A 17,664-nucleotide genomic window follows, 5' to 3' on the forward strand; every position below is an offset into this window, starting at 1 on the left:
TCCTGATACTATGTTTAGTTAGGAAGATAGTTATTACAATATATATTCCATTTGTATATCACAACGTTGATAAGGGGATGAATACCCAGTGATTTCTTTAAACCCAAGTTTTCGATAAAGTCCTATTGCTGGTTTTAATTTGGTGTTACTTTCTAAATAGATTTTTTTAGCGCCGAGTTCTTTCGCCTTATCTAAGGCTGTTTTTCCTAAAAGAAAGCCGATTTGTTTCCCTTGCGCTTTAGGTGATACTGCCATTTTGGCTAACTCATAATCATAATTGTTACTATTTATTTTAATTAAAGCGCAGCTACCAACAGGTATATTTTCTAATAGAGCAATAAAGATGTGCCCTCCATTATCCAGAATATATTCTTGCGGGTTATCCAGTGCTTTGTAGTCTGATTCTTCCATTTCGAAGTAATTTTTGATCCACTCTTCATTTAATGATCTAAACATTGCTTGATAACAAGCTTGAAATGGGACAATTTTAATCATTTTTTGCCTCTAATTTGTTTATAACCCATCAACCGCTAATTTAGTAGTATCGCGGATGTTTTTTATTAATTAATATAACTTCTTTTCTTTAAAAATAAAGTCTAATTTTAACTCAAGGAATTTAGCATGTTATGATTTAATTATATACTAAAGTATTATGTGCCCCTGAAACATTTTCACACAAGGTGAGTTAATTTTTTGTGCCTTGAAACGCTTGAATATTAATAATGTAAAGCGATTGTTTATAGTAATACTATAACTTATTTTTAAGATTGTTAATTAGGTTTTGCTCATTCGATTGAAGTTTGGCAAAATAGACAACTTAATTAGTAAAAATAACATCGTCAATAAATGGGTAGTAATAAATTTTAGGTGGAAGATTAAGCGCAGTTGACACTGAGTATTTGATAAAACAGGAATTAAATTAGGATGATTGAACAGATTAAACAAAAAATACTAGCATTGTTCCTACTTAGTTGTCTGAGTGGCTTAGTCATTTTTTCTGTGCCTGTTTATGCTGATCAAGCAACACCAATGTCATCTGAACCACAACCAGCAATAGATACAACGGAACCAATTTCATCATCTGCAAGCACAGGTTTACATCAAACAACAGAGAAAATTTATCATCAAAAAGTGTTTTCATTATTGGGTGAGCCTAAATATGCCGATGATTTTGACCATCTTGAGTATGCTAATCCCAATGCTTATAAAGGTGGAACCATAAAATTAGCTGAAATAGGTAATTTTGATAATTTTAATCGATTTGCTAGTCGAGGTGTTCCTGAACGAAATTCAGCCTCTCTGTACGATACTCTTTTTACTAATACCGCTGATGATATTACTAGCTTTTATCCACTTATTGCTACTTCGATAACTTATTCAGATAGTTATCGTTGGGCGGAAGTTACCATTAACCCCGATGCGCGTTTTCAAGATGGTAAACCGATCACCGCTGAAGATGTGGCTTTTACCTTTCATAAATTTATGACTGAAGGAGTTCCTCAATATCGAGTCTACAATCAAGGGGTAACAGTTAAAGCAATAGGTAGTAATCGAGTACGTATTGATTTGCCAGCTACTGACCGCGAAAAATTACTTTCTTTTGTTGGTAATATACCAGTTATTCCCAAACATTTTTGGCAAGATCATGATTTTTCGGAACCAATTAGCACTCCACCAATTGGTAGTGGTCCTTACTATATTAGTGACTATAAGATGGGACAATATGTGGTTTACAAGCGTAACCCTAATTACTGGGCGACTAATTTGCCAATTAATAAAGGCTTATATAATTTTGATGAAAAGCGTATTGAGTACTACATGGACAACAGTATTGCTTTGGAGGCATTTAAGGCAGGAGAATACGATTTTCGTGGCGAATCCCAACCTAAAAATTGGTTTACTCAATATGAAGGTAAATATTTTGATGCCAACGAGATTATAAAGCAAGAAAAACCAGTACAAACAGCTACAGATAGTCAGTGGTTAGCTTTCAATTTGCAAAAAGATCTATTTAAAGATATTAAAATTCGCGAAGCAATAACTTTAGCTTTTGATTTTGAATGGTTAAATCATGCTTTTTATTATGAGAGTTATAAAAGGCCTTACAGCTTTTTTGAAAATACCATTTATGCAGCGATAGGCAAACCTACTGAACAAGAATTGAAATGGTTGATACCTTATAAGCATATTGTTCCTGAACGTGTGTTTGATAATGCTTATTATGTACCTAAAAGTGATGGCACGGGGTTTAACCGTGACAATTTACTGAAAGCTAGTGAACTATTAAACCAAGCTGGGTGGATTATTAAAGAGGGGAAACTTGTCGATGTTAAAACACAGCAGCCTTTTGAATTTGAACTGATTGCTGATCTTGGGGATGATATTAAATATGCTATTCCTTTTCAGCAAAATTTGGCTCGTTTAGGGATCACCATGAAAATTACAACCTTGGATCATGCGCAATTTATTCGTCGCTTGCGTGAACGAGATTATGATATGGCGCCACGTAATTATTATGCGGTGAATTACCCAAATTCAAACTTAATGATCAGTTGGGGTAGCCAATACCTTAATTCATCTTGGAATGGTTCAGGTTTACACAATGAGGCCATTGATAATCTCATTGTAGAGATCATTAAGAATGTGGACAACCAAGAAGAATTAATTCCGCTCGGACGGGCACTAGATAGAATATTAACTCAAGAATATCCAATGATCCCGATGTGGTATAACAGTAAAACTTATTACGCATTTTGGAACAAATTTGGTCAGCCAGCTATAAAACCGATTTATGGTATTGGCATTGATAGTTGGTGGTATGATGCCAATAAAGTAGCTAACTTATCAAAGAATCGGGAACATTAATATGCTAAATTATCTTATTCGTCGCTTATTATTGATTATTCCTACACTATTTGTGATTTTAACGATTAACTTTTTCATTGTGCAAGTAGCACCTGGCGGTCCAGTTGATCAAGCACTATCTATCATTGAGAACGGTCCACAAACTGGTCAGGGATTATTACCCGGAGGTGATAGCTCTGCGGTACCATTACAACAACCTAAAAATGAATCTAATTATCGGGGTTCACGTGGACTTGATCCTCAAATTGTGGCAATGATAGAAAAACAATATGGTTTTGATAAACCAATTATTGAACGTTATATGGAAACACTTAAAAAATATGTGGTTTTTGATTTTGGTAATAGTTTTTTTAAAAATGAATCGGTACTAGGTTTAATTGCTAAAAGTTTACCTGTTTCAATTTCTTTAGGGCTTTGGAGTACCATAATTGTTTATTTAATTTCAATTCCTTTAGGTATTCGTAAAGCAGTTAAAGATGGTTCAACTTTTGATTTTTGGTCAAGTACTCTGATTACTATTGGTTATGCCATACCACCTTTTTTATTGGCAGTATTACTAATCGTATTATTTGCTGGTGGTAGTTATTGGGATATTTTCCCATTACGCGGATTGGTTTCTAACCATTTTGAACAACTGGACTTATGGGGTAAAGTTAAAGACTATGCTTGGCATATTTGTTTACCAACTATAGCTATGGTAGTTAGTGGTTTTGCATCATTAACAATGTTGACTAAAAACTCATTTTTAGATGAAATTCGCAAACAATATGTTATTACTGCACGAGCCAAAGGATTAACTGAACGGCAGATTTTGTATAAACATGTATTTCGTAATGCCACTTTATTAATTATCTCAGGCTTTCCTGCTGCGTTTGTTGGAATTTTATTTACTGGTTCGTTATTGATTGAAATTATTTTTTCACTTAATGGACTTGGACTATTAGGCTATGAAGCCATTATTCAGCGTGATTATCCGGTAATTTTTGGTTCCCTGTATATCTTTACCTTAATTGGACTTATAACTAAATTGTTATCTGATTTATCTTATATGATGATTGATCCGCGTATTGATTTTGAGGTTCGCAACTGATGACCACAAACTATTCTATTAATCAGCAACGTTGGCAACGATTTAAACATAATCGCCGTGGTTATTATTCTTTGTGGCTATTCTTGATTTTTTTTGTAATTAGTCTGTTTTCAGATTTTATCGTTAATGACCGACCTATTTTTATTAAATATCAAGATAATTACTATTCACCAATTTTTCATTTCTATCCTGAATCTGAATTTGGTGGGCAGTTTGCCACCCAAACTAATTATTTAGATCCCGCAATCCAAAGTAAAATCGAGGCTAATGGCTGGATCTTATGGCCACCATTTCGCTATAGTTACAATACATTAATTGCTGATACTCCAAGCACTTTCCCAACGCCGCCATCGACAACTCACTGGTTAGGCACCACCGATGCCGGTTTTGATGTGTTAGCTAATATTTTGTATGGTTTCCGAGTCTCAATGTTATTTGCTATTTTTCTAACCTTCATTACCTCAATTATTGGGGTGATAATCGGCGCTATTCAAGGTTATTATGGTGGTAAAGTTGATTTAATCGGGCAAAGGCTGATTGAAATCTGGAGTGGTCTACCGGAGTTATTTGTGATTATTCTATTAGCCAGTATTTTACCTCTTAATTTTTGGTGGTTACTTGGTATTGTAGTTCTTTTTGGCTGGATGGCTTTAGTGGGTATTGTGCGTGCTGAATTTTTACGTACCCGTAATTTTGATTATATTCGCGCAGCAAAAGCCATGGGGGTTAGCGATAGTAAAATTATGTTCCGCCATATGCTACCTAATGCAATGGTTGCAACATTAACTTTTTTACCATTTATTTTGTGCGGTTCAATTACTACTTTGACTTCACTAGATTTTTTAGGCTATGGGTTACCGATTGATTCTCCTTCACTTGGTCGTTTATTGCTACAAGGGAAAAATAATTTACAAGCACCATGGCTAGGTATTAGTTCATTTTTAATTATTGCTACCTTATTGTCATTATTAATATTTATTGGCGAAGCAGTAAGAGATGCATTCGATCCTAACAAAGGAGGGTATCGATGAGTTCTCCTTTATTATCGATTCAGGATTTAAGTATTGCATTTACAAAAAATGCAAAAGAGCAATTACAAGTTGTAAGTAATATCAGTTTTGATATTAATGAGCAAGAAACCCTAGCATTAGTTGGTGAATCAGGTTCAGGTAAAAGTGTGACTGCGCTTTCGATATTACGCTTACTACCTAAAGAGCAAGTTACTTATCCAACTGGTGATATTTTGTTTGCAGAAAAATCTTTGCTTAATACATCAGAAAAAGAGTTACGAAAAGTCCGTGGTAACCAGATTAGTATGATTTTTCAGGAACCTATGGTGTCACTTAATCCATTGCATACGGTTGAAAAACAGTTGTATGAGGTTTTATCATTGCATCGAGGGATGCGCCGTAATGCTGCTCGTGGTGAGATTTTGCAATATCTAGATCGAGTGGGGATTAAACAGCCTAAAAATAAATTAGCGGCTTATCCGCACCAATTATCTGGAGGTGAAAGGCAACGGATAATGATTGCAATGGCAATTTTGACTCATCCAAAATTATTAATTGCTGACGAACCGACAACTGCATTGGATGTATCAGTACAGGCACAAATCATTCAGTTGCTTAAAGAGCTAAAAAATGAACTCAACATGAGTATGTTGTTTATTTCTCATAATTTAAGTATTGTCAAAAAGTTAGCTGATAAAGTTGCGATAATGCAACAAGGGCAAATTGTTGAGTGTAATAATCGGCAACGTATATTTTTACGTCCAGAACATGAATATACTAAAACATTATTAAATTCTGAACCCACCGGTGATCCGGTACCGTTACCTGATATTCCGGGAATATTACTAAATGTTAACCATCTTAAGGTTGAAGTGACAGGTAAAAAACACCTATTTGGTACAGAAAAAAAGAGGATTGTTGACAATATAGGGTTTGCTGTCCATCAAGGTGAAACAGTTGGTATTGTTGGTGAATCAGGATCAGGTAAGAGTACGACAGCTCTAGCTATTTTACGGTTGCTTAAATCGCGAGGAGACATTTTATTTGATAGTCATCCAATACAAAATCTGAGTGGAAAAAAACTGTTGCCATTTCGTAGCCGTATCCAAGTGGTATTTCAAGACCCATTTTCTTCACTTAATCCACGTTTTAATGTGGAGCAGATAATTAGTGAGGGATTAGTTACTCATAAAAAATTAAACAAAGCGGAACGTGAAAAAGCCGTTATTGATATTATGCAAGAAGTGGGCTTAGAGCCTGATATGCGTTTCCGTTATCCAACGGAGTTTTCTGGTGGACAACGGCAACGTATAGCTATTGCTAGAGCTCTTATTTTACAACCGGAACTATTGATTTTAGATGAACCGACTTCATCACTTGATTACACAATTCAACGACAAATCATCAATTTGTTCAAATCATTACAAGAAAAACATCAATTGAGTTATATATTTATTAGTCATGATTTATCAGTAGTTTATTCATTGTGCCATCAAGTTGTAGTAATGAAAGACGGTAAAATTATTGAGCAAGGCTCACGTGAAAAAATCTTTTATTCGCCAGACACGGATTATACGAAAGCATTATTATCTTTTTTGGATAAACCGCCAAAACCAAAAACAAAGACACTTATTCATGTTGATAAAGTAGCTAAAGTAGAACCAAAAGAAGATTTAAAAGAGAATAAAAAACAAGATGAAGAGGTCAATTGGGCTGATGCTTTATTAATGCGGAAAAAGTAAGATTTCCATGAAAATTATATAGGGTTTTAATATACTGATATTAAGATAATATTATTTTTAATAAATAGATTAATTAGGTTAGCGAGTTATTATGAACAAACGAACTTTAGCTTTTTTATTAACACCATGCCTATCACTTTTCTCAATTAATGTGTTAGCGCTTACTTGCAGTAATGAAGTCGGTGAAAATATTGTTTCATCAAATAATTATATTTTCCAGATACTCGATTTTATCGACACCCCTGTGAAGGGAATTAAGCAAGAAACTAGAACTATTAATACGTCAATTGATGGAAAGGGTGTTACTGCAACAGCTAAGCAAACACTACAATACGATCGCAATGGATTAATTTCCCAAAGTAAATATGATCTGTACTCAGGACAAAATCAACGACTTTATTCCGAACACTTGCATAAAAATACTACAGGTTGGGAAAATATTATTGAAGATGTAGAGGATAAAACTACTAGTATCGTGCAATTTACTACTGACGATCAAGGTAGAATTATGCAGTCACTACAAACTAAAAAAGCTTTAGATTTTGTCTTTGTGGAAACCGATACTTACCATTATGACAATAACAGTTGCTTGATTAATAAGAATGTTCAATGGCAACTTAAAGAAATTAATGCCAATGGTAAATTTACTGGTACAAATCAAAATGGGGCATCAAAATATACTTTCGAATATAAAGAAGATCAATTAGCGCATGTTTTATATGATTTTAGTAATAACATGAAAAATGAAACGGCTTTCTTATATCAATTCGATGATAATAAACGCATTAACACTATTCAATCGTCGTTCTTATTTGCTCGTAAAGATGCGACTCAATATACGACCAAATTTTTTGATTTTAACGATAAAAATGATTGGCTTTCAGCAAGTAAAGTAAAGGCAAACCAAGACAATAAACATATTAGTATTACTAGAGAACTGACCTATTATTAGTTGTCCTAATTACAATAGCGTTATGTTTGATAACGCTATTTTTTATGGAATTAAGTTAATTTAAACTCGTATAAATAATATGTAAATTGCGTGAGCTGTCCAAGCGAGTGCCAAGGCATAAATAAGAAATTTCCCGCGTTTAGGATAAATTTTAAATTCACTCAATATAGTTAATATTTTGGGTAATCCAAACCAGATTGGCAGTGAAATCATAAGTAATAAAAATACTCTACCAAGATCAGTATTAACTAATTTAAGAATATAAGAACGGCTAAGTGCATTACCATATGGAATAATAAACGCCATAATAGCAATTACAATTGGTGAAAAGATTGCCGCCCAAGTCCCACCAAGTACAAATAATCCTTTAGCAACTGTACTATTTGATTGTTTATTTTCTGATTGTTGATTTTTCATTATTTAAATACCACTTATTTTAATACCAATAGAAGTAAATAAATCGATATTGCTATTGTTACGATCCATAAAAAAGCAGAGATTAACCATGCTCGTGATTTTTGATTACCCTGATTTAAAGATGCTATTTTAGTTGTTGAATTAAACCATAGTATTGAGTGTAATAAAGCAATTAATAGTGCCAAACTATTGAGCGCAACAACAATTGGATTATGTAAAAAAAAGATAAAGCGATAAAATTCATCTTGCCCCATTGCATTGGTGTACATGCAAATAACGCCAAACATTAACACTAGGCTCACCCAAATCATAGCAAATGGAATTAACCTTCGCATGATAATAATCAACCGTAAGGACTTTGTTTCGGGTTGAAGAATATTAAGGTTATTACAATTACCTTGATAATCACTAATTGGATATTTATCATTATTTTTTGGATTCATAAATCTCTCAATGTTACTTTTATATTTGTGCAACTTCATTCATGGCTAAAGGTTAGTATTGCACTTACATTGTAGTGGTAAACCTATTTTAGGTTGCTAAATTAAATCGCGTAATAATATCGGTTTTTAATAATATAAAGCTTCGCATAATGTGCGTCATATTTTATTTTGTGTATATATAATAGATTTAAAATCAGTTATATTGATAAGCGGTACCGATAAATTATTAGTTTTGTTCAAGGAGGAGTTAACTTGTCTTCTTTATCTCTTTTAGATGAAAAATGGATCCCGGTGATTCATTTTGATGGTCATCACAGCAAGATTAAACCCAGTGAGCTTATTGATGAAACTATTTCTGATATCGCTTACTTTCGTTCAGATTTTCAAGGCGCCGCCTACCAGTTTCTTATCGGTTTATTGCAAACTACCTTTTTTCCCGAAGATCACGATCAATGGCAGGAGTATTGGCGAGAAGGTATTGAACAATCTGAATTAGATAAGGCATTTACTCAAGCCAAATCAACAATGCAATTTGGTGTAACTAAACCTGCTTTTATGCAAGATTTTACTAAATTAGACGGTAATACCGTTGCCATATTCTCCTTACTTGTAGAAGCGCCGGGTGAAAATGCTATAAAGAAAAATACCGATCACTTTATCAAACGTGACTTTGTTAAAGCAATCTGCGCCCATTGTGCGGTAATTAGCTTATTTACCTTACAAACAAATGCTCCCTCTGGTGGGCAAGGGCATCGTGTCAGTTTGCGTGGCGGTGGGCCTATCACCACCTTAATCATGCCTGCATTAAATACCGCAACACCATTATGGAAAAAGCTATGGTTAAACGTTATGCCACTCGACAAAAAAGAGAGACCCTCTAAATTTGATGAATTGGTTTTTCCGTGGTTAGCACCAACCCAAACCAGTGAGCCACCCAAAAATCTGAGCGTCTTTCCTTTGCAAGCAAATTATTGCCAAGCTTTTTGGGGGATGCCGCGTCGAATTGAACTTGATTTTGAGCATACCGAGCAAGGTCACTGTGATTTATGTGGTGAAGCTTCATCGCAACTCATTAAACAGTATCAAACTAAAAATTATGGTATTCAATATCAAGACTGGATACACCCCTTAACTCCTTATCGTAAAGATAATAAAACAGGTGCATCAATACCCATTAAAGGGCAGCCGGGAGGGTTAGCCTACCGTGATTGGCTGGGTATGGTAATAAACACTAATGATACTCAATCGGCAGAAATTGTAAGCGCGCATTATCAGCGTAGGTTTAAATCAACCGAAAAATTTGGATTATGGTGTTTTGGTTATGATTTTGACAATATGAAGGCTCGTTGCTGGTATGAACACGCTTTTCCTGTCATTCCTGCTTTAGCTGAGCCTGACAGTGATTTAGAAGATCTCATTTCATTGTCGTTAGCACTGGCTAAAGATACCTTACCGCTATTACGCAAAGCTATGAGTGCAATAAATCGACAATCAAGCGCGGTAGATATGGCCTACTGGCAAGAGACTGAACCAGCATTCTATCAATTTGTGAATCAACTTATTGAGGAAAAAGATAATGCTAATGGGCGGTTTACATGTTTATCTAATTGGGCTAAGAGCTTACGCAATTATATTACGCAAACTTTTGATAAAAACGCTTTTGCTAATCCAGATGAGCGAATAATTGCAGAAATTAAAATTAGTGCCAGAGATAAGTTACTCACTGATTTTAATAAACTTAAACAGGCTAAAAAGATAAAAGATGCCCAGTAGCATTGCTTGCAAATATGGAGAATAACATGTTAGATAATTTTATCAAAAAGCAGATCATCTTAAATGAGAGCCATAAAAAGTGTATTAATGAGTGGTTTGCATTGTTACAACAACGGTCATACACATTTAATGGCAAAAGCTATAATGGTTTAAAGTTACGTGCCGAGCTACGCCGCGCATCATCACTGGATGAGGTAAGGAGTCAGGAAGGCTACTGGATTTTAGCTGATATCTTTTTCGCAGAAGGTAGCGGTTTAGCGGAAAACACTGTTCATCATCAAGCTTTAACGCTGTTTGTAGCGGTGGTGATTTATGCCAAAGCCAATAATAGCAATGCCCCCTTTGCTTCTCAACTGAGTGAAAAAGTGCGAGGTGGTGAACGTAACTTTTTATCTAAGCTCCGTTTTGAGCAACTTGTAAATAGTGAAACGGATGAAGAGTTTTGTCGTCGTTTAATTCGTGCCGTTAAATTACGCGGAGCCAATGGCGTAAACCTTTTTTCGTTAGCTGATAGTGTTTTTTTATGGGTACAAGAGAGGCATGATCGTCTACATGATTTACCCGCCAATTCCGATCCGTTTAAACGTAATTCTGTTCGCTGGGCAAAGGATTACTACTCGACTAAAAAAACTTCTAAGGAATAATGACTATGACAACATTTATTCAATTACATTTGTTAACTGCTTATGCACCGTCTAATTTAAATCGTGATGATCTTGGACGCCCCAAAACGGCCAAAATGGGGAATAGTGATCGCTTACGTATTTCCTCACAGAGTTTAAAAAGAGCGTGGCGAACATCAGACACTTTTTATCAGGCATTAAGTGACCATATTGGTACTCGTTCACGACGTTTTGCCAGAGAGTGGGTGTATACACCAATGCATGATCAAGGTATTTCCGATAAAATTGCTATGGCGAGTGCGGCAAAAATAGCTAGCCAGTTTGGTAAAGTTAAAAATGAAAAAACACCAAAAGATCCGCTAGCCAATTTGGAGATCGAACAACTGGTACATATCAGTAATGCTGAACAACAAGCGATTGATAAGTTAGTGAAACAGTTAATTAGTGATAAACGTGAGCCAACCGATGCCGAAGTTAAGTTATTACGTAAAGATAATAGTAGTATTGATATTGCGCTATTTGGGCGAATGTTAGCAGATAATCCAGCATTTAATGTTGAAGCCGCTTGTCAAGTATCTCATGCTTTAGGCGTAAGTACCGTAACAATTGAGGATGATTTTTTCACCGCAGTTGATGATTTAAATACCAATGAGGAAGATGCTGGTTCGGGTCATTTAGGTGAACGAGGATTTGCATCAGCATTGTTTTATACTTACATCTGCATTAGTCGCGATTTACTACTGGATAATTTAAATGGTGATGAAGCGCTGGTTGAGAAAACGCTCAAAGCGTTAACCGAAGCCGCGAGTAAAGTTGCGCCAAGTGGAATGCAAAACAGTTTTGCTTCGCGTGCTTATACCTCTTATTTACTGATTGAAAAAGGTTCTGCTCAACCACGTTCTTTAGCGGTTGCTTACTTTAAACCGATTCGTAGTGAAGATATGGTGAAAGATGCAATTGAACGTTTTGAGCAACAACTTGATAAGTTTGACCAAGTCTATGGTCAATGCGCCGATAGCCGTTATAAACTTAACACTGAAACTGGAGAAGGAACCTTCGCTGAGGCATTAGATTTTGTTGCACAAAAATAGGGAGTTTTAAAGATGACCAAACATCTTATTTTTCAGATTTATGCGCCATTTACCTCATGGGGCGAGCCTGCTGTCGGTGAGGTTAGGCATAGCAACGTTATTCCTTCGCGTTCGGCATTATTAGGGTTAGTTGCCGCCGCATTAGGCATTCGCAGAGATGATAGTCAACTTGATAACTTTAATTGTCATTATCACTTTGCTATTCGACCCTTTATTAGTCAATGTAGCTGGTTTAGCGATTTTCATACGCTACAAGTGCCAAAAGCTAATAAAAAACAGTATTTGGCTACCCGATTTGATGAGCTACGGCGTGATCCTCAAGAGTTAGAAACCTTACTTTCTCGGCGTGAGTATTACAATGATGTTTATTATCAAATTGTGATGACCGAAACTGAAAATGCGCCTTATCTGGTTATGGACATAAAGCAGGCGTTATTAACGCCTACCTTCCCGTTGTACATTGGTCGCAAAAATTCACCATTAGCCTTACCTTTATCACCAGTTATCTTTGAAGGATCACTTTCTGAGGCATTTATTTTTGCGGATCAACACTATCAGCAATATCCTTCAATTAGTCTTTTATTGGATGAAAAAGCTAGTGAATATTATTGGGAAAATGCCGGTCAAGATGCCACATTGGTAGTGAAAAAAATCCAACTTCGCTACGATCAGCCAATAAACCGGAAACGTTGGCAATTTGAATCGCGGTTGCAATATTCAGGATATTTAACAGGGAGCGAATAGATGTATTTTTCTCGAATTACACTTAAATTAGAGTGTCTTCCTTACGCCATGCAAAAGAAAATCCACAGTATGAAACAATACGCCATTCATCAATGGTTATGGCAACTGTTTCCTAATGAGGAGAAAAGACCATTCCTTTTTCGTGAACTTCAGTCAGGTAGAAATCAGCAATATTACCTATTATCTGAGGTTGCACCACTTACTCAGCATGAACTATTCTTGATTGAGAGTAAACCCTACTCACCACAATTAACAGAAGGTATGGAGTTAACTTTTTCGTTAAGGGCAAATCCGGTTATTTGCAAACAGGGTAAACGTTATGATGTGATGATGAATGCCAAATATTTAGCAAAAAAACAGGGTTTATCTACGGCGGAAGTCAAAATTAATCAAGACCAAGCTGCAATTGATTGGTTAGTTAAACAAGGTAAACAAAGAGGATTCTCCCTATTACAAGATGCTAATGGGCAAATTAGTTGTCAAGTTATGGATTATTTTCAACATCAATTTATCAAGAAAAAAGAACTAAAACCTATCAATTACAGCAGCGTTGATTTTGAAGGTATTTTGAAGGTTACCGATCCCAATCTTTTTTTAGAAACGATCTATCATGGCATCGGTAAAAGTAGAGGGTTTGGTTGTGGTCTATTCTTAATTAAACGCCATTCATAGGTAAGTGATATGGTTTATATTCCTTTAAACCCGATCCCGTTAAAAGATAGAACATCAATGATATTTTTACAGTATGGTCAAATTGATGTTATCGATGGAGCGTTTGTTTTAGTCGATAAAAATGGCATTAGAACTCATATCCCTGTCGGCTCTATTGCCTGTATTATGCTAGAGCCAGGTACCCGAGTTTCCCATGCGGCTATAAAATTAGCCGCCACTGTCGGCACTTTACTTGTTTGGGTCGGTGAAGCAGGAGTTAGAATGTACTCATCGGGGCAACCTGGAGGGGCAAGATCCGATAAACTCCTCTATCAAGCAAAGTTGGCGTTGGATGATGATTTGCGTTTAAAGGTAGTAAAAAAGATGTTTGAATTACGTTTTGGTGAACCCGCCCCAAGTCGCCGTTCTATTGAGCAATTACGGGGAATAGAGGGGGCACGAGTACGCGAAATCTATTCATTACTCGCCAAACGTCATCATGTTAAATGGCATGGGCGACGATATAATCCCAAAGATTGGCAAAAAGGCGATACAGTAAATCAATGTATCAGTGCTGCAACATCTTGCTTATATGGGATAACGGAAGCGGCTATTTTAGCAGCAGGTTACGCGCCGGCGATTGGTTTTGTTCATAGCGGCAAACCTCTTTCTTTTGTTTATGATATTGCAGACATTATCAAATTTGATACTGTGGTACCTAAAGCTTTTGAAATCGCCACTAAAAAGACAGGCGATCATGAACGAGAAGTTCGTATCGCTTGCCGAGAAATTTTTAGAAGTCAAAAAACGCTAACCAAGTTAATACCATTAATTGAAGATGTGTTATCTGCTGGTGAAATTGAACCACCACCACCGCCAAAAGATATCCAACCTCCGGCAATACCAGAACCACAATCACTTGCGGATTGTGGTTTTAGGAGCCACTAACATGAGTATGGCTGTTGTGGTAACCGAAAATGTACCGCCAAGGTTAAGAGGGCGTCTTGCTATCTGGTTATTAGAGATCAGGTCTGGTGTCTATATAGGTGATATATCCCGACCAATTAGAGAAATGATTTGGCAACAAATCATTGAACTGGCTGAAGAAGGGAATGTTGTCCTTGTCTGGGCAACCAATACCGAATCAGGTTTTGACTTTCAAACTTACGGTACTAACAGAAGAGTTCCGGTAGATCTAGATGGTCTACGATTAGTCTCATTTTTACCTGTTTAAAATCAATAGGTTAAAGTTCTTTAAAAATAAGGAAAAGTTGGTAGAATTGAAGTGTTGTTATAACTTTAAATAAATCAAATATCTATGATTAGAGTGTTCCCTGTACCCACAGGGATAAACCGAACGTTCTACATTTGAACTCTATCTTATGTGGGTGTTCCCTGTACCCACAGGGATAAACCGACGATCTTTAAAGACAGAAAGTGAAATTCCTAGTGTTCCCTGTACCCACAGGGATAAACCGGAACGTGTAAATGAAACAATGTTACCAAGCGGGTGTTCCCTGTACCCACAGGGATAAACCGGCATTATTACGGAAGAAGAATTTCAAGCGCAAGTGTTCCCTGTACCCACAGGGATAAACCGCCCTAGATCGCATCATGATCGGTTTTAATGGTGTGTTCCCTGTACCCACAGGGATAAACCGAATTATCAAATCAATTATGGGATCGTGCCGAAGTGTTCCCTGTACCCACAGGGATAAACCGTAGAGACCTATTGGATAATGCAGTACAAGATTTGTGTTCCCTGTACCCACAGGGATAAACCGCTCGATGTTGGCGATCCATTCTCTTCAAGAATGTGTTCCCTGTACCCACAGGGATAAACCGGCAACTTACTTAAGTACAGATATAACGACGAAGTGTTCCCTGTACCCACAGGGATAAACCGCGACATTTCACGAATATCTTGCCCCATTTGCTGTGTTCCCTGTACCCACAGGGATAAACTGTCGACCAATTTTACCAACAGCAAACAGCAGATATGCCCCTTGTTAAATATTTTGTTCCTAAATTCATTATCGGTTGCAATTAATTCAGTTAATCAATTAGAAGATCTTAGCTATTATTACCTTAAATTATATAAAAAAGTTATTTAGTATCGATATTTTCTTAGACTATTACATAATAATAAAACAAAATTTTTTACTTTATATTGCTTGAATTATTTATCTTATGCTAAGTTTCGCTTAAGTATATTTTACTGTATGCAGAAATGAATAATTCAAATCATAAAATTCCGGTTGGAATTATTGGTATTATTAGTGCTATTGGTATTGTATATGGTGATATTGGTACTTCACCATTGTATGTACTCAAGTCTATCATTCATGGTTTACCAAATAATCAGTGGGCTGACCCTTTTTATATTTTAGGAGCTGTTTCATGTGTGATTTGGACATTAACTATTCAAACAACACTCAAATATGTGATCATTACTTTACGTGCTGATAATAAAGGCGAAGGTGGTATTTTATCTTTATATGCTCTTATTCGCCGACGTTATCAATGGACATTTGTTATTGCAATTATTGGTGCCGCTGCTTTACTGGCGGATGGAGCCATAACTCCTGCTATCACCATTATTACTGCGATTGAAGGTTTGAATGTTATTTATCCTTATATTCCAGTGATTCCGGTAACCCTATTATTAATCGCGATTTTATTTTTTATTCAACCATTAGGAACTGGATCATTGGGTCGTTATTTTGGTATAGCGATGACGATCTGGTTTACAGCATTAGGTATTTTAGGGCTTTACCGATTAGTGCCGCATTTGAATGTATTGGCTGCTTTTAACCCTATTTATGCGCTACGATTTATTATTGAAGCACCTGATGCATTAGTTATTTTAGGGGCTATTTTTATGTGTACCACTGGGGCCGAGGCGCTATATTCCGATTTAGGTCACTGTGGTTTGAAAAATATTCGTATTTCTTGGGGATATGTGAAAAGTTGTTTGATTATTAATTATTTAGGGCAGGCTGCATGGATAATTTATAATCCTGAAGTCATTAGCCCTGATGTCAATCCTTTCTTTATGATGATGCCGGAATGGTTCAGATTAATTGGTATCATCATGTCAACATTGGCAGCATTTATTGCCTGTCAGGCGTTAATTAGTGGTGCATTTACAATTATTAGTGAAGCTATTTCATTGGATTTATGGCCAAATGTACGAGTTAAATATCCGACTTTAATTAAAGGACAGATGTTTATCAGATCGATTAATTATATCTTGTTTATTCTTTCTGGATTAATGGTACTCAGTTTTCAATCGTCAATTAACCTAGAAGCTGCTTACGGATTAGCTATTACTCTTAGCATGTTGATGACCACGGTATTATTATTCTTTTATTTTATGAAAAATAATAAACCACTTTGGTATAGCGTACCGTTAACACTATTTTTCATGTTAATTGAAATCGGTTTTTTTGTTGCTAATATACAAAAATTCTTCCATGGTGGTTTTGCCTCAATTTTAATTGCTGGTTTTATTTTTATTATTATGTACTCTTGGTTTACCGGGCGCCGTTTAAAACGTGAACATAATTCATTTGTTAAATTGGATTCTGAATATTTAGCTAAAATTATTGCAATTAGTCGTGATAAAACTATTGAGAAAACTGCCACTCATCTTTTTTATTTAACTCGGGCGCAAGGTTTACACGCGGTTGAGAGTAAGATAACTTACTCGTTATTTGAGCGCAAACCAAAGCGTGCAGACACTTATTGGTTTATTTCTATTAATCGGATGGATGAACCATATAAATTTGAGTATCAGATTGAAGTTTTAGCACCATATAAAGTCTTTCGTATTGATCTAAATATTGGTTTTAAAGTGGATATGCATGTTGAACAATATGTACAATTAATTGCAACTAGGATGGAACAACAAAATTTAGTTAATTTATCCTCAAGGTACCCTTCAATAAAAGAACAACGTGGTGATAGTTTATATGTAATTGTCGAACGTACATTGCGTAATGTTGATATTAATTTTATAAATCGTCCTTTTTTAGCGCTTTATTCTTTTATCAAAAGAAGATTCACTTCTGATGCAGAAATGTTTGATATCGATTCAACTCTAACTTTAGTTGAATTTGTGCCCATGATTGCTAATGAATATGAAACAGATGGTGAAACCTTAAAACAACTTATTGAGCAATCACAAATGGGAATTACGGGATCGTTAGATGTTTCTGATACGGGATCTGATATTAATTATGATTAACTTAAAAAAAATTA

At 35.7% G+C, this 17,664-nt stretch carries 15 protein-coding genes, 1 pseudogene and 1 CRISPR repeat array; of the genes and pseudogenes, 13 read left to right on the forward strand and 3 right to left on the reverse strand.

Annotated features, from left to right (window positions below; translation table 11 throughout):
• Positions 1-33: 33 nt before the first annotated feature.
• Positions 34-492 (reverse strand): annotated as a pseudogene (locus tag A9G12_RS01295) (GNAT family N-acetyltransferase); the annotation flags it as partial.
• A gap of 537 nt (positions 493-1,029) precedes the next feature.
• Here A9G12_RS01295 and A9G12_RS01300 point away from each other — a divergent pair.
• The 5 genes from A9G12_RS01300 to A9G12_RS01320 all read left to right on the forward strand — a co-directional run bounded on the left by A9G12_RS01300 (position 1,030) and on the right by A9G12_RS01320 (position 7,659).
• Positions 1,030-2,865, forward strand: coding sequence for an extracellular solute-binding protein (locus A9G12_RS01300; protein WP_065564146.1), 1,836 nt, complete (start codon positions 1,030-1,032; stop codon positions 2,863-2,865).
• A 1-nt stretch (position 2,866) separates the two neighbouring features.
• Positions 2,867-3,955 carry a microcin C ABC transporter permease YejB gene (locus tag A9G12_RS01305; protein WP_065564077.1) on the forward strand — a complete coding sequence of 363 codons (1,089 nt, stop codon included), beginning with the start codon at positions 2,867-2,869 and terminating at the stop codon, positions 3,953-3,955.
• Entirely contained in the window at positions 3,955-4,986 is a 1,032-nt protein-coding gene (locus tag A9G12_RS01310) for an ABC transporter permease (protein WP_065564078.1), read from the forward strand. The genes A9G12_RS01305 and A9G12_RS01310 overlap by 1 nt, the downstream gene beginning before the upstream one ends.
• Positions 4,983-6,707: a microcin C ABC transporter ATP-binding protein YejF gene (yejF, locus tag A9G12_RS01315; protein WP_065564079.1), complete on the forward strand. Its 1,725-nt coding sequence runs from the start codon at positions 4,983-4,985 to the stop codon at positions 6,705-6,707. The genes A9G12_RS01310 and yejF overlap by 4 nt, the downstream gene beginning before the upstream one ends.
• 91 nt (positions 6,708-6,798) lie before the next feature.
• Complete coding sequence (locus tag A9G12_RS01320; protein WP_065564080.1) at positions 6,799-7,659, forward strand: hypothetical protein; 861 nt, start codon at positions 6,799-6,801, stop codon at positions 7,657-7,659.
• 60 nt (positions 7,660-7,719) lie between these two features.
• Here A9G12_RS01320 and frdD read toward each other — a convergent pair whose 3' ends face one another.
• The gene (frdD, locus tag A9G12_RS01325) at positions 7,720-8,076 is read right to left on the reverse strand and encodes a fumarate reductase subunit FrdD (RefSeq protein WP_065564081.1); all 357 of its coding nucleotides are present in this window, start codon (positions 8,074-8,076) and stop codon (positions 7,720-7,722) included.
• A gap of 14 nt (positions 8,077-8,090) precedes the next feature.
• On the reverse strand, positions 8,091-8,519 hold the full coding sequence (locus tag A9G12_RS01330; RefSeq protein ID WP_065564082.1) for a hypothetical protein: 429 nt from the start codon (positions 8,517-8,519) through the stop codon (positions 8,091-8,093).
• Between the two features lie 252 nt (positions 8,520-8,771).
• On the opposite strand from A9G12_RS01330, the gene casA reads away from it, so the two are divergent.
• The 8 genes from casA to A9G12_RS01370 all read left to right on the forward strand — a co-directional run bounded on the left by casA (position 8,772) and on the right by A9G12_RS01370 (position 17,650).
• Positions 8,772-10,292, forward strand: coding sequence for a type I-E CRISPR-associated protein Cse1/CasA (casA, locus tag A9G12_RS01335; RefSeq protein WP_065564083.1), 1,521 nt, complete (start codon positions 8,772-8,774; stop codon positions 10,290-10,292).
• A gap of 26 nt (positions 10,293-10,318) precedes the next feature.
• Entirely contained in the window at positions 10,319-10,936 is a 618-nt protein-coding gene (casB, locus tag A9G12_RS01340; protein ID WP_065564084.1) for a type I-E CRISPR-associated protein Cse2/CasB, read from the forward strand.
• 5 nt (positions 10,937-10,941) lie between these two features.
• On the forward strand, positions 10,942-12,006 hold the full coding sequence (gene cas7e / locus A9G12_RS01345; RefSeq protein ID WP_065564085.1) for a type I-E CRISPR-associated protein Cas7/Cse4/CasC: 1,065 nt from the start codon (positions 10,942-10,944) through the stop codon (positions 12,004-12,006).
• 12 nt (positions 12,007-12,018) lie between these two features.
• The gene (gene cas5e, locus A9G12_RS01350; RefSeq protein WP_065564086.1) at positions 12,019-12,750 is read left to right on the forward strand and encodes a type I-E CRISPR-associated protein Cas5/CasD; all 732 of its coding nucleotides are present in this window, start codon (positions 12,019-12,021) and stop codon (positions 12,748-12,750) included.
• Positions 12,751-13,422 (forward strand): type I-E CRISPR-associated protein Cas6/Cse3/CasE, encoded by a 672-nt coding sequence (gene cas6e / locus A9G12_RS01355; protein ID WP_065564087.1) that lies wholly within the window; start codon positions 12,751-12,753, stop codon positions 13,420-13,422.
• A gap of 9 nt (positions 13,423-13,431) precedes the next feature.
• Complete coding sequence (gene cas1e, locus A9G12_RS01360) at positions 13,432-14,349, forward strand: type I-E CRISPR-associated endonuclease Cas1e (RefSeq protein ID WP_065564088.1); 918 nt, start codon at positions 13,432-13,434, stop codon at positions 14,347-14,349.
• Between the two features lies 1 nt (position 14,350).
• A complete protein-coding gene (gene cas2e, locus A9G12_RS01365; protein ID WP_065564089.1) occupies positions 14,351-14,635 on the forward strand; it encodes a type I-E CRISPR-associated endoribonuclease Cas2e in 285 nt (94 codons plus the stop codon).
• A gap of 93 nt (positions 14,636-14,728) precedes the next feature.
• A CRISPR array of direct repeats spans positions 14,729-15,368; the repeat unit is 29 nt; unit sequence GTGTTCCCTGTACCCACAGGGATAAACCG.
• A 263-nt stretch (positions 15,369-15,631) separates the two neighbouring features.
• Positions 15,632-17,650, forward strand: a complete 2,019-nt coding sequence (locus A9G12_RS01370; protein ID WP_065564090.1) for a KUP/HAK/KT family potassium transporter — start codon at positions 15,632-15,634, stop codon at positions 17,648-17,650.
• Positions 17,651-17,664 lie beyond the last annotated feature (14 nt).

Source organism: Gilliamella sp. wkB112 (genome assembly GCF_001690685.1).
GTDB lineage: Bacteria > Pseudomonadota > Gammaproteobacteria > Enterobacterales > Orbaceae > Gilliamella > Gilliamella apicola_J.